Annotated in this window: 14 protein-coding genes; 3 read left to right on the forward strand and 11 right to left on the reverse strand. The window is 50.2% G+C overall.

All coding sequences use genetic code 11. From position 1 onward, the window contains the following. Positions 1-466 precede the first annotated feature (466 nt). The gene (locus F1593_RS20240) at positions 467-1,999 is read left to right on the forward strand and encodes a S1C family serine protease (RefSeq protein ID WP_235932643.1); all 1,533 of its coding nucleotides are present in this window, start codon (positions 467-469) and stop codon (positions 1,997-1,999) included. Positions 2,000-2,179: 180 nt separating this feature from the next. Here the strand turns inward: F1593_RS20240 and F1593_RS20245 are convergent, their stop codons facing one another. The 9 genes from F1593_RS20245 to F1593_RS20285 all read right to left on the reverse strand — a co-directional run bounded on the left by F1593_RS20245 (position 2,180) and on the right by F1593_RS20285 (position 10,893). After that, positions 2,180-2,950, reverse strand: coding sequence for a hypothetical protein (locus F1593_RS20245; RefSeq protein ID WP_149403383.1), 771 nt, complete (start codon positions 2,948-2,950; stop codon positions 2,180-2,182). Between the two features lie 235 nt (positions 2,951-3,185). Further along, complete coding sequence (locus tag F1593_RS20250; protein ID WP_149403384.1) at positions 3,186-4,010, reverse strand: anti-sigma factor family protein; 825 nt, start codon at positions 4,008-4,010, stop codon at positions 3,186-3,188. An 18-nt stretch (positions 4,011-4,028) separates the two neighbouring features. Next, positions 4,029-4,679 (reverse strand): sigma-70 family RNA polymerase sigma factor, encoded by a 651-nt coding sequence (locus F1593_RS20255; RefSeq protein ID WP_149403385.1) that lies wholly within the window; start codon positions 4,677-4,679, stop codon positions 4,029-4,031. Between the two features lie 109 nt (positions 4,680-4,788). Then, entirely contained in the window at positions 4,789-6,699 is a 1,911-nt protein-coding gene (locus F1593_RS20260) for a protein kinase domain-containing protein (RefSeq protein WP_172632288.1), read from the reverse strand. 229 nt (positions 6,700-6,928) lie between these two features. Next, a complete protein-coding gene (locus tag F1593_RS20265) occupies positions 6,929-7,882 on the reverse strand; it encodes an aldo/keto reductase (RefSeq protein ID WP_149403387.1) in 954 nt (317 codons plus the stop codon). Positions 7,883-8,113: 231 nt separating this feature from the next. Next, complete coding sequence (locus F1593_RS20270) at positions 8,114-9,838, reverse strand: hypothetical protein (protein WP_149403388.1); 1,725 nt, start codon at positions 9,836-9,838, stop codon at positions 8,114-8,116. Between the two features lie 35 nt (positions 9,839-9,873). Then, complete coding sequence (locus F1593_RS20275; RefSeq protein ID WP_149403389.1) at positions 9,874-10,248, reverse strand: hypothetical protein; 375 nt, start codon at positions 10,246-10,248, stop codon at positions 9,874-9,876. Between the two features lie 4 nt (positions 10,249-10,252). After that, a complete protein-coding gene (locus F1593_RS20280) occupies positions 10,253-10,612 on the reverse strand; it encodes a DUF2089 domain-containing protein (RefSeq protein WP_149403390.1) in 360 nt (119 codons plus the stop codon). 41 nt (positions 10,613-10,653) lie between these two features. After that, positions 10,654-10,893, reverse strand: coding sequence for a hypothetical protein (locus F1593_RS20285; protein WP_149403391.1), 240 nt, complete (start codon positions 10,891-10,893; stop codon positions 10,654-10,656). Between the two features lie 482 nt (positions 10,894-11,375). On the opposite strand from F1593_RS20285, the gene F1593_RS20290 reads away from it, so the two are divergent. Together F1593_RS20290 and F1593_RS20295 are read left to right on the forward strand one after the other, a co-directional pair. After that, the gene (locus F1593_RS20290; protein WP_172632289.1) at positions 11,376-11,972 is read left to right on the forward strand and encodes an RNA polymerase sigma factor; all 597 of its coding nucleotides are present in this window, start codon (positions 11,376-11,378) and stop codon (positions 11,970-11,972) included. Further along, positions 11,944-14,100, forward strand: coding sequence for an ABC transporter substrate-binding protein (locus F1593_RS20295; protein ID WP_149403393.1), 2,157 nt, complete (start codon positions 11,944-11,946; stop codon positions 14,098-14,100). The genes F1593_RS20290 and F1593_RS20295 overlap by 29 nt, the downstream gene beginning before the upstream one ends. A gap of 81 nt (positions 14,101-14,181) precedes the next feature. Here the strand turns inward: F1593_RS20295 and F1593_RS20300 are convergent, their stop codons facing one another. Both F1593_RS20300 and F1593_RS20305 read right to left on the reverse strand, forming a co-directional pair. Beyond that, positions 14,182-15,030 (reverse strand): RNA methyltransferase, encoded by an 849-nt coding sequence (locus F1593_RS20300; RefSeq protein WP_216368934.1) that lies wholly within the window; start codon positions 15,028-15,030, stop codon positions 14,182-14,184. 338 nt (positions 15,031-15,368) lie between these two features. Further along, the gene (locus F1593_RS20305; protein WP_149403395.1) at positions 15,369-16,388 is read right to left on the reverse strand and encodes a Gfo/Idh/MocA family protein; all 1,020 of its coding nucleotides are present in this window, start codon (positions 16,386-16,388) and stop codon (positions 15,369-15,371) included. Between the last annotated feature and the right edge of the window lie 239 nt (positions 16,389-16,627).

Consider the following 16,627-nt stretch of genomic DNA (forward strand, 5'->3'; position numbering starts at 1 on the left):
CGTCGTGGGTCTGGGAGGGCCTGAAGTGCTTCGTACAGTGAGAGCAACGAAAGGCTTTCTTCATTCGTCACGGATGCTCTCTTGAGCGTCAAGGTAGTATAATCCATATGAGATTTCCTTTGTGGTTTTGAAGTTTTTTGTATTCTACAAGGAAATCTCTTTTTTTTCACCTCCTCTAGGAGAATTGGAAAGCCCTGGAAGCCCTGGGTAGAAAGCTGACAGATTGGAAATAATTTCATATACTATGAGGAGCAAGAAAAAATCCTCTGGCTTTTTTCTATACACTTTTTTTACAAATCTCTCAAACATTCTTCATGGACATGAGATACAGTATAGACAAGAAAGGTTTCCTGCTATCTCCGCGTGAGCGAGTACAGGTTGAATAGAGATATCGTTTTTGGAGTTGGAGTATGTGCGGGGATGTTGATCGTAGTGGGGCATACGGTTCATTATAGGAGGGTATCGAATGAGTAATTCAGATACTGATAATACAAGCAATCATAACGAGGATAATACAATACCTTTTCAGTCTGCTTCACAGCCGAAGCAAGAGCCTGATAATGAGCATCGCTATCATGAGTATATGGAACCGGGTAGCTATCAAGCCACACCAGAAGCAGGCTATCAAGCTATTCCGCCATCATCCTATCCTCCCCAGGCCAATGATCTTTATCATGGGAGAGTGGTGGATCAGGATGCTCCTCGTCCGCAGTATGGGAGCGTTCCACGGGAGGATACAGGCAACGCCAACCAGACGTATAATCATGGCTATGGTTATAACAATACACCGGGGACGCATGGATCTTATGGGACATATCCCGGTAGCTTTGGGAATGTGCCACCCACGGGTTCCAATCCTCCTGTGAAACGCGGCGGCTTGAGGGCTGGTGCGCTTCTCCTGCTAACGCTGGTAATTGTATTAGTCTTTGGGGTTGGCATTTTTGCTGGCTGGCAGTTTGGACAGAACAATACAGCCGGTGTGCTTCCCGCAGCCCAGACGAGTACATTACAGGCGGGTTCAAACTCGAAAGTGACGATCCCTTCTTTATCTGCCAACAACGTCGAGACGGTGCGTGAGGCTGTGGTAGCCAAGACGCGACCGGGTGTGGTGTTGATCACCGTCAATTCACAAAATGGTACCGCACTTGGTTCCGGGGTGATCATAGATAATCGCGGCTATATTGTGACAAATAACCACGTCGTTTCTGGATCTCAAACAGTTAGCACTGTCACCCTGGCCGATGGGACAACAGTCAAGAATGCTCCCGTGGTCGGCATTGATCCAGCTGATGATCTGGCATTAATCAAGATTAATCCCACTGCGAACATGACGGTGGTGCCTGTGGGTAATTCTTCGGACTTGCGCGTAGGACAGGATGTACTGGCGATTGGTAATCCTCTGGGCAATACTCAGACCGTGACCAATGGTATTGTCAGTGCTCTGGGACGAAATGTCAGCGAACAAAATGGTGCAACTATTCCTGGTGCAATCCAGACCGACGCGCCGATTAATCCTGGTAACAGTGGTGGCGCGCTGGTAGACCTGCAAGGGAATCTGGTTGGTGTGCCAACCCTGACTGCGGTTGATCCAGAGTTCAATTCCCCGGCGAATGGTGTTGGATTCGCAATCCCATCTAATCGTGTGAAGTTTATTGCCCAGCAGTTGATCGCAACGGGCAAGGTTGAGCATACCGGTCGTGCCGCCATTGGCATCAGTCCGACCAGTGTAGATGCAGCTATGCAGGCGCAGGCTGGTCTCGCTGTTGATCATGGTGTACTGATTACCCAACTGGTCGCTGGTGGTGCTGCCGAGAAGGCAGGTATCAAGGCGGGTGATGTGATTGTTCAGATTGACAATGCCAATATTGACGCCATTTCAAATCTGCAGGATGCGTTGATCTCGAAGAATCCAGGCGATAAAGTCACAGTGAAAATATATCGTGGCAATCAGCAAATGACGTTCTCCGTCACGCTGGGTGAGCTACAGTCGGGTAGCTAAGCGAGCTATAGGCGGTAAAAAACACCATTCCCGAGCAATGTAGACAACCTTCGGCCTGTTGGGTACTGCGTGTACCGCGCGTTTCCTCCTTACTGAAGGGCGACTCTTTGGGCGACTCCTCAAAGAGTCGCCCTTTTTTTTGTCACTTTTCTTCTGCTTCTGCTTCTGCTTGAGAACAAGTTAGACTTTGAGCGTATCAGGGATCGTAGCTTGAGGTGTGAGAGTCGTGGGTGTAGGGCGTGAGCGGTGGCTGGCGAGGAGCACGCCGATAAACAGGATGATCCAGCCGAGTGCCATAATCAGCCAGAAGACGTTGTCGGCCCCCAGGAAGCGTGCCAGCGTGCCAGCGACACCATTTAAAATAGCCCCGGCGAAGATACATAGATTAGCCCACACAATCCGACTGGTTTTTATGCCCCCCATACTGGCCTGTTTGCGTAAGAGTTTCCAGCCGGAAAAGAGTGCCACTCCGGCTACTGCAACCAATCCAAGTGTATTGAGGACAATCGTCATAATCAGCCAGGGGCCCAATTGGAGTGTACCTGTACCAGGTGTCCCGGCAATCTGGCTGAGCCTGGGCATATCAATCGTAGCATCCAGCACAAAAATGGCGGAAATAAAACTGAGTAGTAGCAAGAAGCCAGCGCAAATCCGTGTGAAGCGTGGCCTGCTCACCAGGCCAATACTGCCCAGACCGAGCCAGGACGGCATGATCGTACCGCCAAATGCATAGTAGAGACGAAAGAGATAGGTGCCTGGCAGGGTAGTTGGCCCAACGATGAGCATACCCATATAGGCCAGTGTGGCGATAAAGGCCATGCATAGCGCGACCGACCAGTAGAGTTGATAGCTACGTCGACGACTGATATATTGTCGCAAGATGACAAAGGCGAATATTCCCGTGACCACTACATTGATCAAGGGAGGTAGCAGCAATAACGTTGTGTTCACAATACGTCTCGTTTCCTGAATAGGAGATTTTGTCTATGATATTGAATATATAGATGCCCGCTGGAACTGGATGCATCTTCCATTTCAGCATATCCAATTAAGTCCTTATTCAGACTATAACATAAACTGCTTTTTTCGACAGCATGAATATTTTACCGGGATTCAGCCTTGTCCGCGTAACAAGGAAGGCATCCTTACCATAAAGGATGCCTTCTTTGTCTGGTACTATTGAGCATTATTTCCTGGAGGATGTTTGCGATCGATAGCGCTGTTTGAAGAGTGTAAAGCCCATACTGCCGAAGATGGCAAGTAAAATACCCAGACCAAGTCGCCCGGCAGGGGTATTCAGATCAAAAAACAGGATGTTAGGAAGGATCTGTGGCGAACTTGAGATCTCATGGTTGTCATATGGAGCGGACTGCACTGACGATACCGCTGTTGGGGTTGGGGTTGTCCTGCCTACTGCCGACGCATTGGGATGCTTTTTGATACTGGTACCGGCCGTTTCTGGCGTGAGCGGTTTTTCGTTTTTTCCCATATGTGCATTAGCGGGTGCGTTGGCCGCCGCACCTGATGATGTAGATGTGGCTGCGCTCATACCCATATGGCCGAGTAATCCTGACAGTGCCAGACAGATGCCGATCATGGCAGCCAGAGCACTGATGATACGCATGGTGCTACGCAGGGATGAAGGCAAGGTAGCTGTCCTGACTGGACGATTTCGCTGGCTTTGACGTGTCTGTTCCAGGGAAATTGGTGGCACGCTCAGCACATCCTCATCCTCAAAACCATTTGATAGCTCGAACTCTTCTTCTGCATCCATTTGCGTGAGCGAGAAATCGGAGGGAAGCGCAAACGAGCGTGGCAGGACTGGTTGCGGCAGGGTGTGCAGAAGATTGACCGTCTGGCGCAAATCGGCATAGACTTGTTGGCACTGCTCACAGCAATCCAGATGATACTGGATGGCATCCAGCGGTTCATCGGTTGGGATTTCGTATAGTTTGTTGTCGAGCAATGTTGAGAGTTGTTCTGTTGTGAGATGCCGATTAATTTGAGACACACGTACACTCCATATGTATTAACGATCAGAGACATCAGTGCTATTGGTGTGACGATAATTGCGCGGTAAAAGTTCCCTGTGTGTTTGTAAATAGGTTCGCAGGCGGGCCCGCCCGCGTGAAATACGCGAGCGTATCGTACCGAGATTGGTATGCATCACCTGGGCTGCCTCTTCATATGATAAGCCTTGAATGTCGCACAGTACCAGCGCGGTGCGTTGCTCCAGTGGGAGCAGCACCAGCCCTTGTTGAATAACTGCTTGCAGTTCCTTTAGCAAGATATTTTCTTCTGGATTGCTTTCCGGTCCAATGATAGCAAGCATTTCCAATTGACTGGCAGCATGAAGCTCATCCTCGTTCGCGAGTGCATCGAGCGAGGTGGTAGGGTGGCGCTGGACCCGTCGCCAATGGTCACACGCCAGGTTTGAGCCAATACGCAGCAGCCAGGCGCGAAACGAAGCACTTCCACGATAGGTCCGAATCGCTCTGAAGGCAGAGATAAAAGCTTCCTGTGTCACATCTGCTGCTGTATCAGAATCACCGAGCAAGCGCAAGACGGTACTATACATAACATGTTGGTATTGCTCAATGAGTAGATTGAATGCTTCGACATCTCCATGCTGGCTACGGGCGATGAGCTTTTCCTCTTCGTCTGGAGCAAGCTTATTCATCTTCGCCTCTCAAATTATGTTTAAGTCAGTGTAACATATTTTCTGCACCTCGACTATGCCTGTATCCCTTTCTCGTTGAGCTTTGTTTCTCTATTTGCTTGTTAGATTGTTAGAGTAAGCGTTGGACATCCTGTTTCATTTCCGCGTAGCTGCGATAGCGCACATAGATATCTTCGCTTAAGGCGCGGGTCAAAATGCGCTCAAGTGCAGGCGATACCGCTGAATTGAGAAGCCGTATGGGTGGATAGGTAGGATAGTGCGGTGGCGCGATATTGCTGAGCGTATGATGCATACTGGCGGCCAGGGCATAGATGGCGGTGCGTTGATCGTATATCTTATCCTGAATTGGCAGATAGGGTGAGATGGCGAGTTTGCGCGTCGTCCGACGCCCACGTTTTTGTCCGGTGTGCTCGCTGGCTGGTGGCGGAGGGGGAACTTGAAAGCCAGTGAGAAAGACACGACCACGCTTCTGCTCGATCAAAATATCGGCGGGCGAGATTGCGTAATGGCGCAGTGGTGGCTGCTGACGCTCCAGTGTGATCAAAATATTGAGTAGATTGTTGAGGTAACCAACGACTTCACGTTCTGGGAGTGGATGCAGGAGTTTCGCCATACGTTCTTCCAGACTCTCGCCGTCAATGTAGTTGAGTACCGCGTAATAATAACGTCCCTCGACGAAACGTTCGCGTACCTGTGGCAGTAATGGATGATGCAGTTGGACCTGGGCCTCGGTCGCCTGATCGTAATAAGCGATATCGCGGGCACGCTGAGATAAGGGTTGATCGGTACATTCCCAGCGTTTTAAGACAACCTGAGTGCCATCGTGGGTATTCTGGGCAACGGCGGTCACGATACCCGTTTCTTCGCTCTGCTTAAGGATACGCTGGATACTATAGCGTCCCTGCCTCACAGTGATCCCAATCAATGGGCTGCTCTGGGGAATGTCGGGTGAGAGGGTCAGCCGTCCGCAGTTGGAGCAGCAGCGTTGTCCAAAGCGAATTGGTATCTCGCAATATTGGCAATAGCGATTGTCGTGTTCCGCGCCACAGAATGAGCAGCGTCGTGCTCCAGTACGATTTTGCTGTCCACAGGTCTGACACAGATAGCGCTGCTGTGCAATCTTTACCGCCTGGCTATATTCTTCCGCGAACTCCATGATACCGGGATAGCGTTGGCGATAGTCCTTGGAGAGCGCACGTCTGAGTACGGCGGAGACCTCGACCGGTACACGGGCATTCCAGCGCTGTGGCTCGGGTGGAGGCTCTTTCATATGCGCGTTCCACATATCTTCTAGTTTAGGATAGACAAAGGGAGGGCGTCCACTCAAAAGCTCATAGCAACAGATCGCGAGGGCATACTGATCCGAGTCGCGTCTGGGAGCGGCGCGCCACTGTTCCGCTGGCATATAAGCCGCTGTGCCAGTAATCTCACCGAGGGAGGCATGTGTTTGCATACCGAGATAGTAGGCGGTACCGAAATCCGCCAGCAGCACCTGTCCATTGTGACCAATGAGCAGATTGCCAGGTTTCACATCCTGATGAACCAGGCCATTGTCATGAACATATTTTAAGGCACTGGCGGTCTGTTCGATATAGGGGATCAGTTCTTCCGCGTATGCCAGACGGCGTGTGCCATTGGGCTGTCGAAATAAATGATTGATCGTACGCGGAGCATATTCCATCACAAGATACGGCTGTTGCGTGCCAGTAATTTGTCCAAAGTTATAGATCGGCAAAATATTGGGATGGCGCATGGTAGCGATGCGACGTGCTTCTTGAAAGAAACTGGCCTGCGCTTTGGCACTGGACTGATCCATCCGCAAGACCTTGAGCGCCAGAATACGACTGAGCGGCTGTGGTTCGCGTATTTTATAGACATAACCATAGCTACCAGCCCCGATAAAATCGATCACCTCATACTCGCCAATATGCGCTCCCTGCACCAGAAAATCGCACTGCCGGCAACTTATAGCACCCTGAACATTATCATGCGTCGCACGCGGATTGAGACAGCGGGCCAAAATTTCTCTCCTACCACTTCTGCATACAAGAAAAAAGCCTGAGTAACAAACAGATATGTTTTCTTTTCACTCTATCTACGTGCAGCGGCGAGCCAGGTTACGAGTTATTGAGGTCTGTTCTTCTCATTGAGAAAGGTGTCCTTGAGGGCATCTGTGGAAAACAAAAATGGAAGCAGGCTGTGCCCGCTTCCGGCTTGGAGGTAAAAGATTTGTTCTCACACCTCATGGATTAAGGATGTTTGGCAACAAAGTTGTTGATCTGTTCGAGTTCGAAGTCGGTCAGGCGGAACTCGGCGGCCATGATCATGTCTTCGATCTGTTCGTTGCTGCGGGAGCCGACGATAGCGGCAGTGACGGCTGTGTTTTGCAGCGTCCAGGCAACCGCTACAACGCCTGCGGTGACGTTGTGCGGGAAGGCGATATCTGAGAGCAATTGTTGCAATTGCAGGTTGCGCTCAAGACGATCACCCTGATATTCAGTGTCGTTCTTGCGCCAATCGTCGTCGGGCATGTTTTTGATACGGTCTTTGGTCATCGTTCCCGTCAGCAGGCCAGAGGCCATCGGGGAGTAGACGATTACGCCGATATTGTTCTCCTCGCAGTACGGCAGAATCTCTGTCTCTGCATCTGGATGGACCAGCGAGTAGGGTGGTTGTAATGTCTCAACGGGGGCGATTTTCTCGGCCCGCTTCAATTGGGCGACATTGAAATTAGAGACGCCGATGTGGCGGACTTTGCCTTCTTTTTTCAGCTCGTCCAGCGTGCTCCAGCCTTCTTCGATATCCGCATCAGGATTGGGCCAGTGGATCTGATAGAGATCAATAGTCTCAATATTCAGGCGCTTTAAGCTGGCTTCACATTCGCGTTTGATCGAGTCGGCCTTCAGCTTATTACTGACCTTGCGATCCTCTCCCCAGACCAGGGAGCATTTGGTGAAGATATATGGTTTCTCGCGTCCTTTGATAGCCTCGCCTACGATTTTTTCCGAATGACCAAGCCCATAGACTGCTGCGGTATCAATCCAGTTGATGCCTAGTTCTAGGCCACGTTTGATGGTCGCGATTGACTTTGTATCATCCTGACTCCCCCAGCCGAACTCCCAATTTCCGCCACCTATGGCCCAGGCGCCGATGCCGATGGGGGTAATCTGCATATCTGTTTTCCCAAATTGACGTGTATGCATAAAAATTCCTTTCGCCTATGTCAATGGCAAGTGGTTGCATCTTTCTTATTACACGGATCACGCAACAATCCAGTGACAATGCATAATCATATTAGTCGAAGAATAACGGCCTTCTATCTCTACTATACAGTAGTATATTATATAGGAGTAGTTACATGCCATAGAAAAAATAAGATGGTAAGGGCTATCTTGTGCGGATAGCCCTTACCATCTTGCCAACTGGCCTGAGAGCTAGTTTCCGAGCGCTTCGAGAAGCATATCTCCCTCTTCAGGCGTCAGGCGTCCTGTCGCGATCATGCGCAGGATAGCTTCGCGTTCCTGCTCAATTTGAACTGGTGCGGAATTTGTTTTTTCTACGGTTGTTGCTGTCTCATTCTGGGCTGACAATGGTACTTCGGGTTGGACGCGCTCCAGGTTGGCCTGTGAATAAACATCCTGAGCCGTATCTGCGGCTGGGTATGCAGGAGTCTGGGGCGGTGTGGGCGGCATTGGTGGTGTGGGCGGTGTTGGTGTATAGGTTGGATGTGTAATGTGCAGGTTGCTGAATGCCTGCTCAATCGCTTCGCGGGCCCCCTGAATGCCTTCGGTAGTTGCACGCTGCGCCTCTTCAATGATGTGATTGATACGCTCGGAGTCCATGCGCCATTCACGCTCGTTCAGACGAATATTGATGCCTGCCAGCTTTTCCCGGGCTTTCTGTAGTTTCTCCTGGTCTTCCTGCCGTCGTCTGGCATCCCTGTTTCGATGGGAGTGGCGTGCATCGAGATCCAGGTTATCTAGATCATCCAGGTCATTCAGATTATAGGGATGGTCTAAATGTTCGAAATCACCAGAGGCGGAGGCAAAATCCGCACCCAGATCACGTCCCAGATTTCCCATTTCACGGCCAAAGTCGGCAATATCGTGGGCGAAATCTGACCACCAGTTGCCACCTGTGCTATTGCTACTGCGTGGATCTTGTTGACCTCCCAGGTGTAGATCTTTGCCGACGAGGAGATCTAATTTTGCCGCGCCTTCGCCATAGACGAGGGTGACGCGGTTTCCTTTCTGATTGGTGACGATGGCACGACCACTGATCGCTCCACTTACCACTGCCTGGATTGTCAGATTAGCGGCAGGATCAAGTATGATACTGGCATCGTGACCGACGCGTAGATGCGAGACACTGGCAGTGGTAAAATCTGCCTGGAGCTGTAGATCGTGGCCGATATTACCGGCATCAATCGAGCCATGGATAGCCTGCAGCGAGGCATCATTTCCTACGAAATGAACCTTGAGGGCACCTCCGAGCTCTCTCAGGACCAGATCTTTGCCCACCATTCTGATCTCAACATCGCCCTGAATATCGCGAATACTTGCATCTTTGCCCACTTTTTCAGCTTTTAACTGGCTGACATCCTGGACCGTAAGATCTTTGCCAACGTTACTCAGGGTGACGCGGCTTTCACGCTGTCCTTTGATCGAGCAATCGCCACCAATATTTGTGCATTGCAGGACATTGAAGTCCTGAGCGTGAAAATCTTTTCCCACACTTCCGATGGTTGCCTGCTCGCTATTCTGGAGCGTGAGATCCTTCTCTACCCGTTGTAAATCGAGGCGCACGACTTCACTGATTGAGGCATCTCCAGCAATTTTGCCTGCTGTCTGTAGCGTGGTGACATTTTTAACGGAGAGATCTCCATTGATACGCTCTACGCTTACGGTGCCCTGGATATGCTCGACATGAACATCATCCGCCTCTGTGATGCTGATATTGATGGCATAAGGAACCATCAGTGAAATGTCATCATCACCATCCTCAATCAACAATGTTTCGTCTCGTTGTTCTACTGTTTCGGGTGCGTGATCGTGACTGATTTGAATGATTGGTTGATCCCAACCCCGTACTACGACTGCGCCACTGATATCATTGATAAGAATGCGGCTTATTCCCCTGGCATCAAATGTTTGTGTCATTTTTTTTACTCCTTTTAATCATTAGTGTATAGGAATTATTCAACAAAAACTTCCAGGCGTTCACCCTGTTCCATATCCTGTATATCCAGCAGACGACCGGTGGCGCCCTCCTCGATTGAGCGTAAGATGTCAGACATCGCCCCTGCATCGAGTTGCGGTAAGAGATAGCCACCCAGGCGGGCGCTGAGCTTGAGCAATTGAACCGGCATACTGGCAATGATGTGTTTCTTCTGACGGCCATCATTGAGGCTGGTGGCGCGGATGCGTAAGGTCCGTTCGCGTAGCGGTTCCACTATTTTGATCGGTTCCACATCCAGGGCATCGAAGAGTTGAGTTGCCTCGAGCGCGCTGATCCGTCTGGCCTCAACCAGCGTCAGGATACGGTCGCGTTCATCTTTTGTTAACGCCACGGGGTTAACCTTTCAGTTGTTTCATGGCATCTTCCACACTAATTTCTTTAGCCGCCAGTTTATCCAGTATTGCCCGCCGATCCACACGTCCATCGTACTCAGGTGTACCACCCAGGGCCGTCACAATATCATCAAGGCGGCTGCGGGCCGTATTGTAGGCGATATTGCGTTCCGCCGCTAATTTCTGGATATTGCCACGATATTTCACAAGCTGTTCTACAAAATCGAGCTGTTCGCGGGTAAGACGCCCGATCCAGCCCAGACTAAATTCACCCTCGATAGTAATGCCGCTGGCAGGACATTCCAGACGGGTAACGATCAATTCTTCACCGCTGACGGGATCGCGTGTAATCAATGGATACATACTTCTATCTCCTACTTTTTGTACAATTGATAATGAGCTTATTATGCGTGTAGTTGTCCGGTTCTGTTACCGGTAAGTTGATAGGGAGTCGTTTTGGGTTCTTCCCTTCGTTCTAGATGCGAACCCACTACAACCAGGGCATGACCCAGTTGATGTACAATGCGCCTACCGAGCGTTGGTTGGATAAAGTTCTGGGCGATGTGTAGTTGCTCGCACTCCTGACGTATATCTTCAGCGCGTTGCGTTCCCTGCGTTGTGAGTAAGATTGATGGCGTATTCATGGCTGCTATCCTTCCTGTCTTCCTGTCTTCCTGACCTGAACTGGATTGAAACGTAATACTTTGTAATTTATTTGCCAATTTATGGTAATATTTGCTGTCTGATTGACGTTTTTTTGATGATGTGAGAAGAATACCACAGACTTCTTGAAAAATCAACCCAAAAATGGCGAATTTTTTCAATTGCTTGCAAAATATTTACTATTGATATGTAAATATTGCTATTTTCAGAAGCAAAGGATGTTATCGGATGGCAACAAAGAGCGGTTTGAGGGAATAGTGATGGTGTATTTGAGGAGAATTATGAAGTTGAGTGGAAATTGGTAGGATTTGTTGTTGACGGTCAGGGGGGAGATGCGTCTTAAGACAATGATACCTCTTTTTATTAAGAATGTTTTGATGATTGGTAAGAGATAGCGTGTTGATGCGAATTTGTGTCTATGAATCATCTCTGGGTATGATGGAGTATGAAGGGAGTCCGGCTCATGTATCCGCATCTTCCTGATGATATTTCTGTGGAGTGGTTGGTGCGCGAGGCGCGTGCTGGAAACCAGCAGGCGGCTGATCGCTTGTTTTATTTGTTTTATCGTAAGATCTGCCACTTTTTTCTGAGAGATCTCCACGTGAGCGTTGAGATGGCTGAAGAGTTGGTTCAGGATACATTTGAAAAGGCCTGGCGCAAGTTACCTACGTTACAGAATTGCCTGGTCTTTGAAAGTTGGCTGTATACCATTGCCAGAAATGTGGGTTTTGATCACGTACGGAAGTTGAAACGTCGGAAAGATCCGACCCCACTTGATCCTGAATTCGATCTGGCCGATAGCTCCCCCCCGGTGGAAAGTCTTGTGCTGGCAGAGATGCATATTCGCGAGATGTGGAATGCAATGCCTCCCAGGCAACGCGAATGTTTATATTTGTTCTATATGGAAAATCTTACAATGCTAGAGATTTCGGCGCGTTTACAGTTGGGGGCTGATACGGTCAAAGTCTATATCAGTAAGGCTCGTATGACATTGCGAGACGGGCTGTATGCTTCAGAGGAGGACGTGAACGATGTCAAGTCAAAACGATGCAGAGCATGATCCAATGGAGGATGTGTTGATGCACGTTCTGTGCGAGCGTTGGGCTGAAAAGCTTGAGGTGACACGTGTAGAGCACTTCTCTCCGGATGAGCGCGAGGCATTTGAATTTCATATGCAGTCTTGCGAGCGTTGCCAGGATATCGTGAAGCAATATCGTGTGGTGGATAGCTATTTTTATAGTTTTATGCTCTCGGAACATATGCCGGTGGCGGCTAATGCACCATCTTTGCCCGCTGGTCTGCGCTCTCGGAGACGTATGCATCAGCTATGGGAGCGTGTGAGCGCTAGTCTGCGCTGGCAAGGTCCTCCACTGCGCCTTGTTTCCGCATGGTGGTTGCAGGGGACTGGTTTAGTGTTGCTTGTATTGCTATTGCTGGGTGGGATACTGTTTGAGACAGAATTGGTAGATAGTCGCCTGGTTTCGGTTGGTATTGCCCTGGGTGCTCTGGCAATAACGTTACTTGTGCTGGGTTCGCGTAAGCAGCAGGAACCGGTGCGCAATGCAACCCAGCAGTGCTGGCAACAAACATCTGAAAAACAGAATGTATTGGCCTGGCGTGAATTGTCCCTACCTTTACCGAGCGTCCAGATAGATGTGCCAGAGCCCAGAGCGTTGCGTTCCCAGCGCCGTCGCTCACGCGCTACAACGCGACGCAATACATGGATCTGGAGTGTTGCGCTCTGCCTGATGCTGGCGATTGGTGTGATTGCTTTGGGCTGGCTCACACCTCTGTTCCAGCCTCATACTGTGAGCGGTGGAACAGATCCAACTGGTGCTCCAGTGGGTATTAGCGTGGATGGTAGTAAGGTATTTGATACCAGTCGGCAGGATGGGGATCTGAAACGCGAGGCGGCCAGTAAGATGTTGGCCGGGGATGTGAATGGAGCACAGGAACTGTGGCGACAGGCTCTGACGCTGGATAGTAATGATGCTGAACTTTTGATTTATCGCGAGAATCTGGTGGTGAAAGATTCAGCCAGCTCCTACTTTACGCTGGTAGTAGGTACAATCTTTTCACAGCAACATATTGGTGGCGCTCGCGATGTCCTGCAAGGGGCATATGTCGCGCAGCAAGAATATAATGCCCGGGCCATGAAGTCAGGTGGTAAACTGCTACGTCTCATGATCGCGGCTGCCGATGTGGATTCGTTGAGTCCAACAACGACGGCCACTCAAATAGTTCAGGCCGCACAGAAAGATCCAACCATTGTCGGCGTGATGGGCTGGTCAACCAGCCGTAGTGCGTTATCCGCATTGCAAGTGTTGAGCGCGGCACACATTCCAATGGTCTCAGCCACGGCTTCCAGTGATAGCTTGAGTGGTAAATCGCCCTACTTTTTCCGGGTCGCCTCGACTGATACCCAACAGGCCACGCTGGCAGCTCAATATGCCAGGCAGGTACTGCATGCCAGGAGCGTTGCCCTCTTTACCGATCCCGACGATACCTATAGCAATAGTCTGGCACAGGCATTTATGCAGCACTATCAAGACAGTACACATAAGCTTGTGCATGCACCTTATATCTATACTATTGGGGTGCCCAGCACCGTCGAGAGTCAGATGGGTGATGTCTTAAGCCATCATCCTGATTTGATCTACTTCGCCGGTTATGTCAATGAGGCCAGCGTCGTACTCAAGCATTTGCCTGCCTGTGCGGCTGATAGTCCGCAATGTCTGCTCGTGCTCGGTGGCGATGCACTTTATGTGCAAGGAGATTATTCACTCGACGCCTTTAAAAATTATGGTCGCTTTCGCTTTACTGCCTTTGCCTCACCGGAAGAGGCGAAGCAACAGCATCCACAATTTTTTGCCGACTACGCCAAAGACTTTGATCCATTGGGACAATATCGCGCCGGTTTCTATGGCTATAACGCCACCGATGCCGACATCATACTTGGCTATGATGCCACCAATGTCCTGATCCAGGCCAGCGAGCGCTTACAGGGACAGGATGCGCAGGCGTTGAATTCCCAGAATCTGGCACGGATCTTACATACCATTCAGGTGAACGGCGTGAGTGGTAAGATTAGCTTTGACAAGAATGGCAACCTGATGCGTAAAAATATTATCATCTTGCGCGGCAACGAAAATGGTCGCACCACCATCGATCATTCACTTGATGGATAAGATGGCTGACCAGACCCTGGTTTAGTGCTTCTCTCTACTCTAGCAGTAAGCGCCGAACCAGGGCTTGTTTTTGAGATGAAGTTATTGCTGGCGTCTGGCGCGGCGCTGGCGGTCAATCTCATAGAGCAGGATAGAAGTGGCATTGGCGACGTTGAGCGAGGAGGCAGAACCCGCCATCGGAATGCTGACGATAGTATCACAAAGTTCTCGATAGGCGGCGCTCATACCCCAGGTCTCGTTGCCGACGACCAGCAGCGTCGGTCGGGTAAAATCATGCTCAGTCAGCTCATAATCCCCCTTTTCATCGCTCCCTACAATACACACATTGCCCAGTTGCTGTTTCACGGCTGCAATCCAGGGCATCAATTCTTTTTGTGAAAGCAGACGGATGATTGGGAGCGAGAAAAACGAGCCAGTAGTGGCGCTAATTGTCTCGGGATCGTAGAGGTCAACGCTATGACCGGTAATGATCATCGCATCGACGCCCAGGGCATCGCAGGAACGGATAATAGTGCCCAGATTGCCGGGACTCGCGGGACGGTCGAAGATAACGGCGCGAAAATCCTCTTTCACCAGGATACGGCCCAGATCATCATCCGGCATCGCAACCAGAGCGATCAATTCTGAGGCCTCCGCCTTATTGCTAAGCTTTTCCTGTAAAGTATAGGGTAGCTCATAGTGAATGTCCGCCTGGGAGTTGCGCAGGATATTTGTGGCCCAGTCCGAGAGCGGCTTGTCGCGTGCATACAGAAACGCGCGAATATGCCAGTTATAGTGCAGTGCCTGGTTGATCGGGCGTACACCTTCAACAAAAAATGTCCGTTCCCGAAGCCGTTTCTCACGCTTCCGCTTCAGCGTCTCGGCATATTGAAAATCATTATTCTCCGAATATATCTGAACGACACGAGGGCCCGTCGTCTTCTTTTTCATCTCTTGCATCTACTTTCTAGCGTTGGAATTGATCCTAATATTACACCATTGGGCATACGCTGCAAGCCCTTGATGGTGCACGGGGGATGTTTTGCGGCGGGGCAAGATTGTCGTACGCGTCATGGAGCACGGGGGGATGTTTTGCGATGAGCGCGTTGGTTGTACGAGTCGCGGAGCACGGACCTGCGCTGTGCTTCGTGCCGCGCCTACGGTTTCTGGTGTTTTTTCTTTGGTTGGGGTTAAATATAAAATTTCAATATCTAAATTCATAAAACCCCGTGGGCTCTATCATAATAATGAGGGCCACGAGGTTTTATGAACGGTGGTTGGTTAGTCGGTTAAGCGATGTTGACAGGCAGGCCGGTGCGAGCAGATTCGACGGCGGCGAACATCAGGGCCAGAGTCTTGAGGTTGGCTTCTCCCGATGTTTCGGGGTTGGTATTGGTCTGGATCGCATGGACAAATGCTGCCAGACTGCCTGCTCGATCCAGAGGACCGATTTCGAGAATATCGATTGGCGTAGGCTTCTCTTCACCGAGCAGTTGGATAGAGGCGGTTTCCTGGGTTTCGCCACGACTGGTCCAGACTAGCTCTCCTTTTTCACCCTCAACATGCCATTCGCCAGCCCAGTTAGTCTGGGGACCGGTACTGACCCAACTGCCACGATAATTGACGACGGCCCCTCCATCGAAGGTAATGGTCATTGCGCCTTCGGCTGGTTCATCATACTTGCTCCAGGGAGCGTTCCAGGTTTTGCAGAAGACCTGTACCGGTTCCTGTCCAATCACCAGTCGCATCAGATCGAAATGATGGATGGACATATCAACCAGCAGTGGTTCCCAGATATGATAGTGCCGATGGGTCTCGACGGGGGCAAGATTGTCATAGCGTCGGAAATCGATATTGACATTGCCAACACGCCCAATGGCTTGTTGCTGGATTAATCTGGCGACGGCGCGGGGCGCAGGAAAGAAACGGTAATTCTGACTGATCATGAGTAAGCATTCTTGCCGAGCTGCCAGTTCCACCAGTTCGTGCGCCTCAGCCACCGTGGGGGCAAAAGGCTTCTCCATCAACACATGTTTGCCAGCCTGTAATGCGGTCCGTGCGCTGGGTACATGACCGGGAAGGCTGGCTGTCACTAATACGGCGTCAGCAGAAACGGTTGTTAAAGCCTCATCCAGACTGGTAAAGCATCGTTCGACTGGCAATTTGAGGCGTTGCTGTGCTTCCTGCAAAGTAGCTGCATCAATTTCAACCCAGGCTGTGGTTTCAACATCCTTATTCTTTGCAACGACGTCACGTGCCCAATCTTTTCCCCAACCGCCCAGACCCACTTGAATGATCTGTAATGTCATAAGAGAAAATTCTTTCTAGTTCTATTCAGCGTTCATAAAGAGTGAGATAATGAATGATGCATATGTTACTATGCATCATTCATTATCTCACTCACTTGTAGTGGTTGTACAGGGTATACATATCAGTACAGAGGTGAATGAAGCCTATTAGCGTGTCATGAACTCGGGTTTTAAAACCGGGGCTTGCAGAAAGGTTTCCTTTGTGTGATCATGCGCTCTTCCTTTTACCTTCCATATGT

Origin of the sequence: Dictyobacter arantiisoli (genome assembly GCF_008326305.1) — a bacterium.
Taxonomy (GTDB): Bacteria; Chloroflexota; Ktedonobacteria; order Ktedonobacterales; family Ktedonobacteraceae; genus Dictyobacter; species Dictyobacter arantiisoli.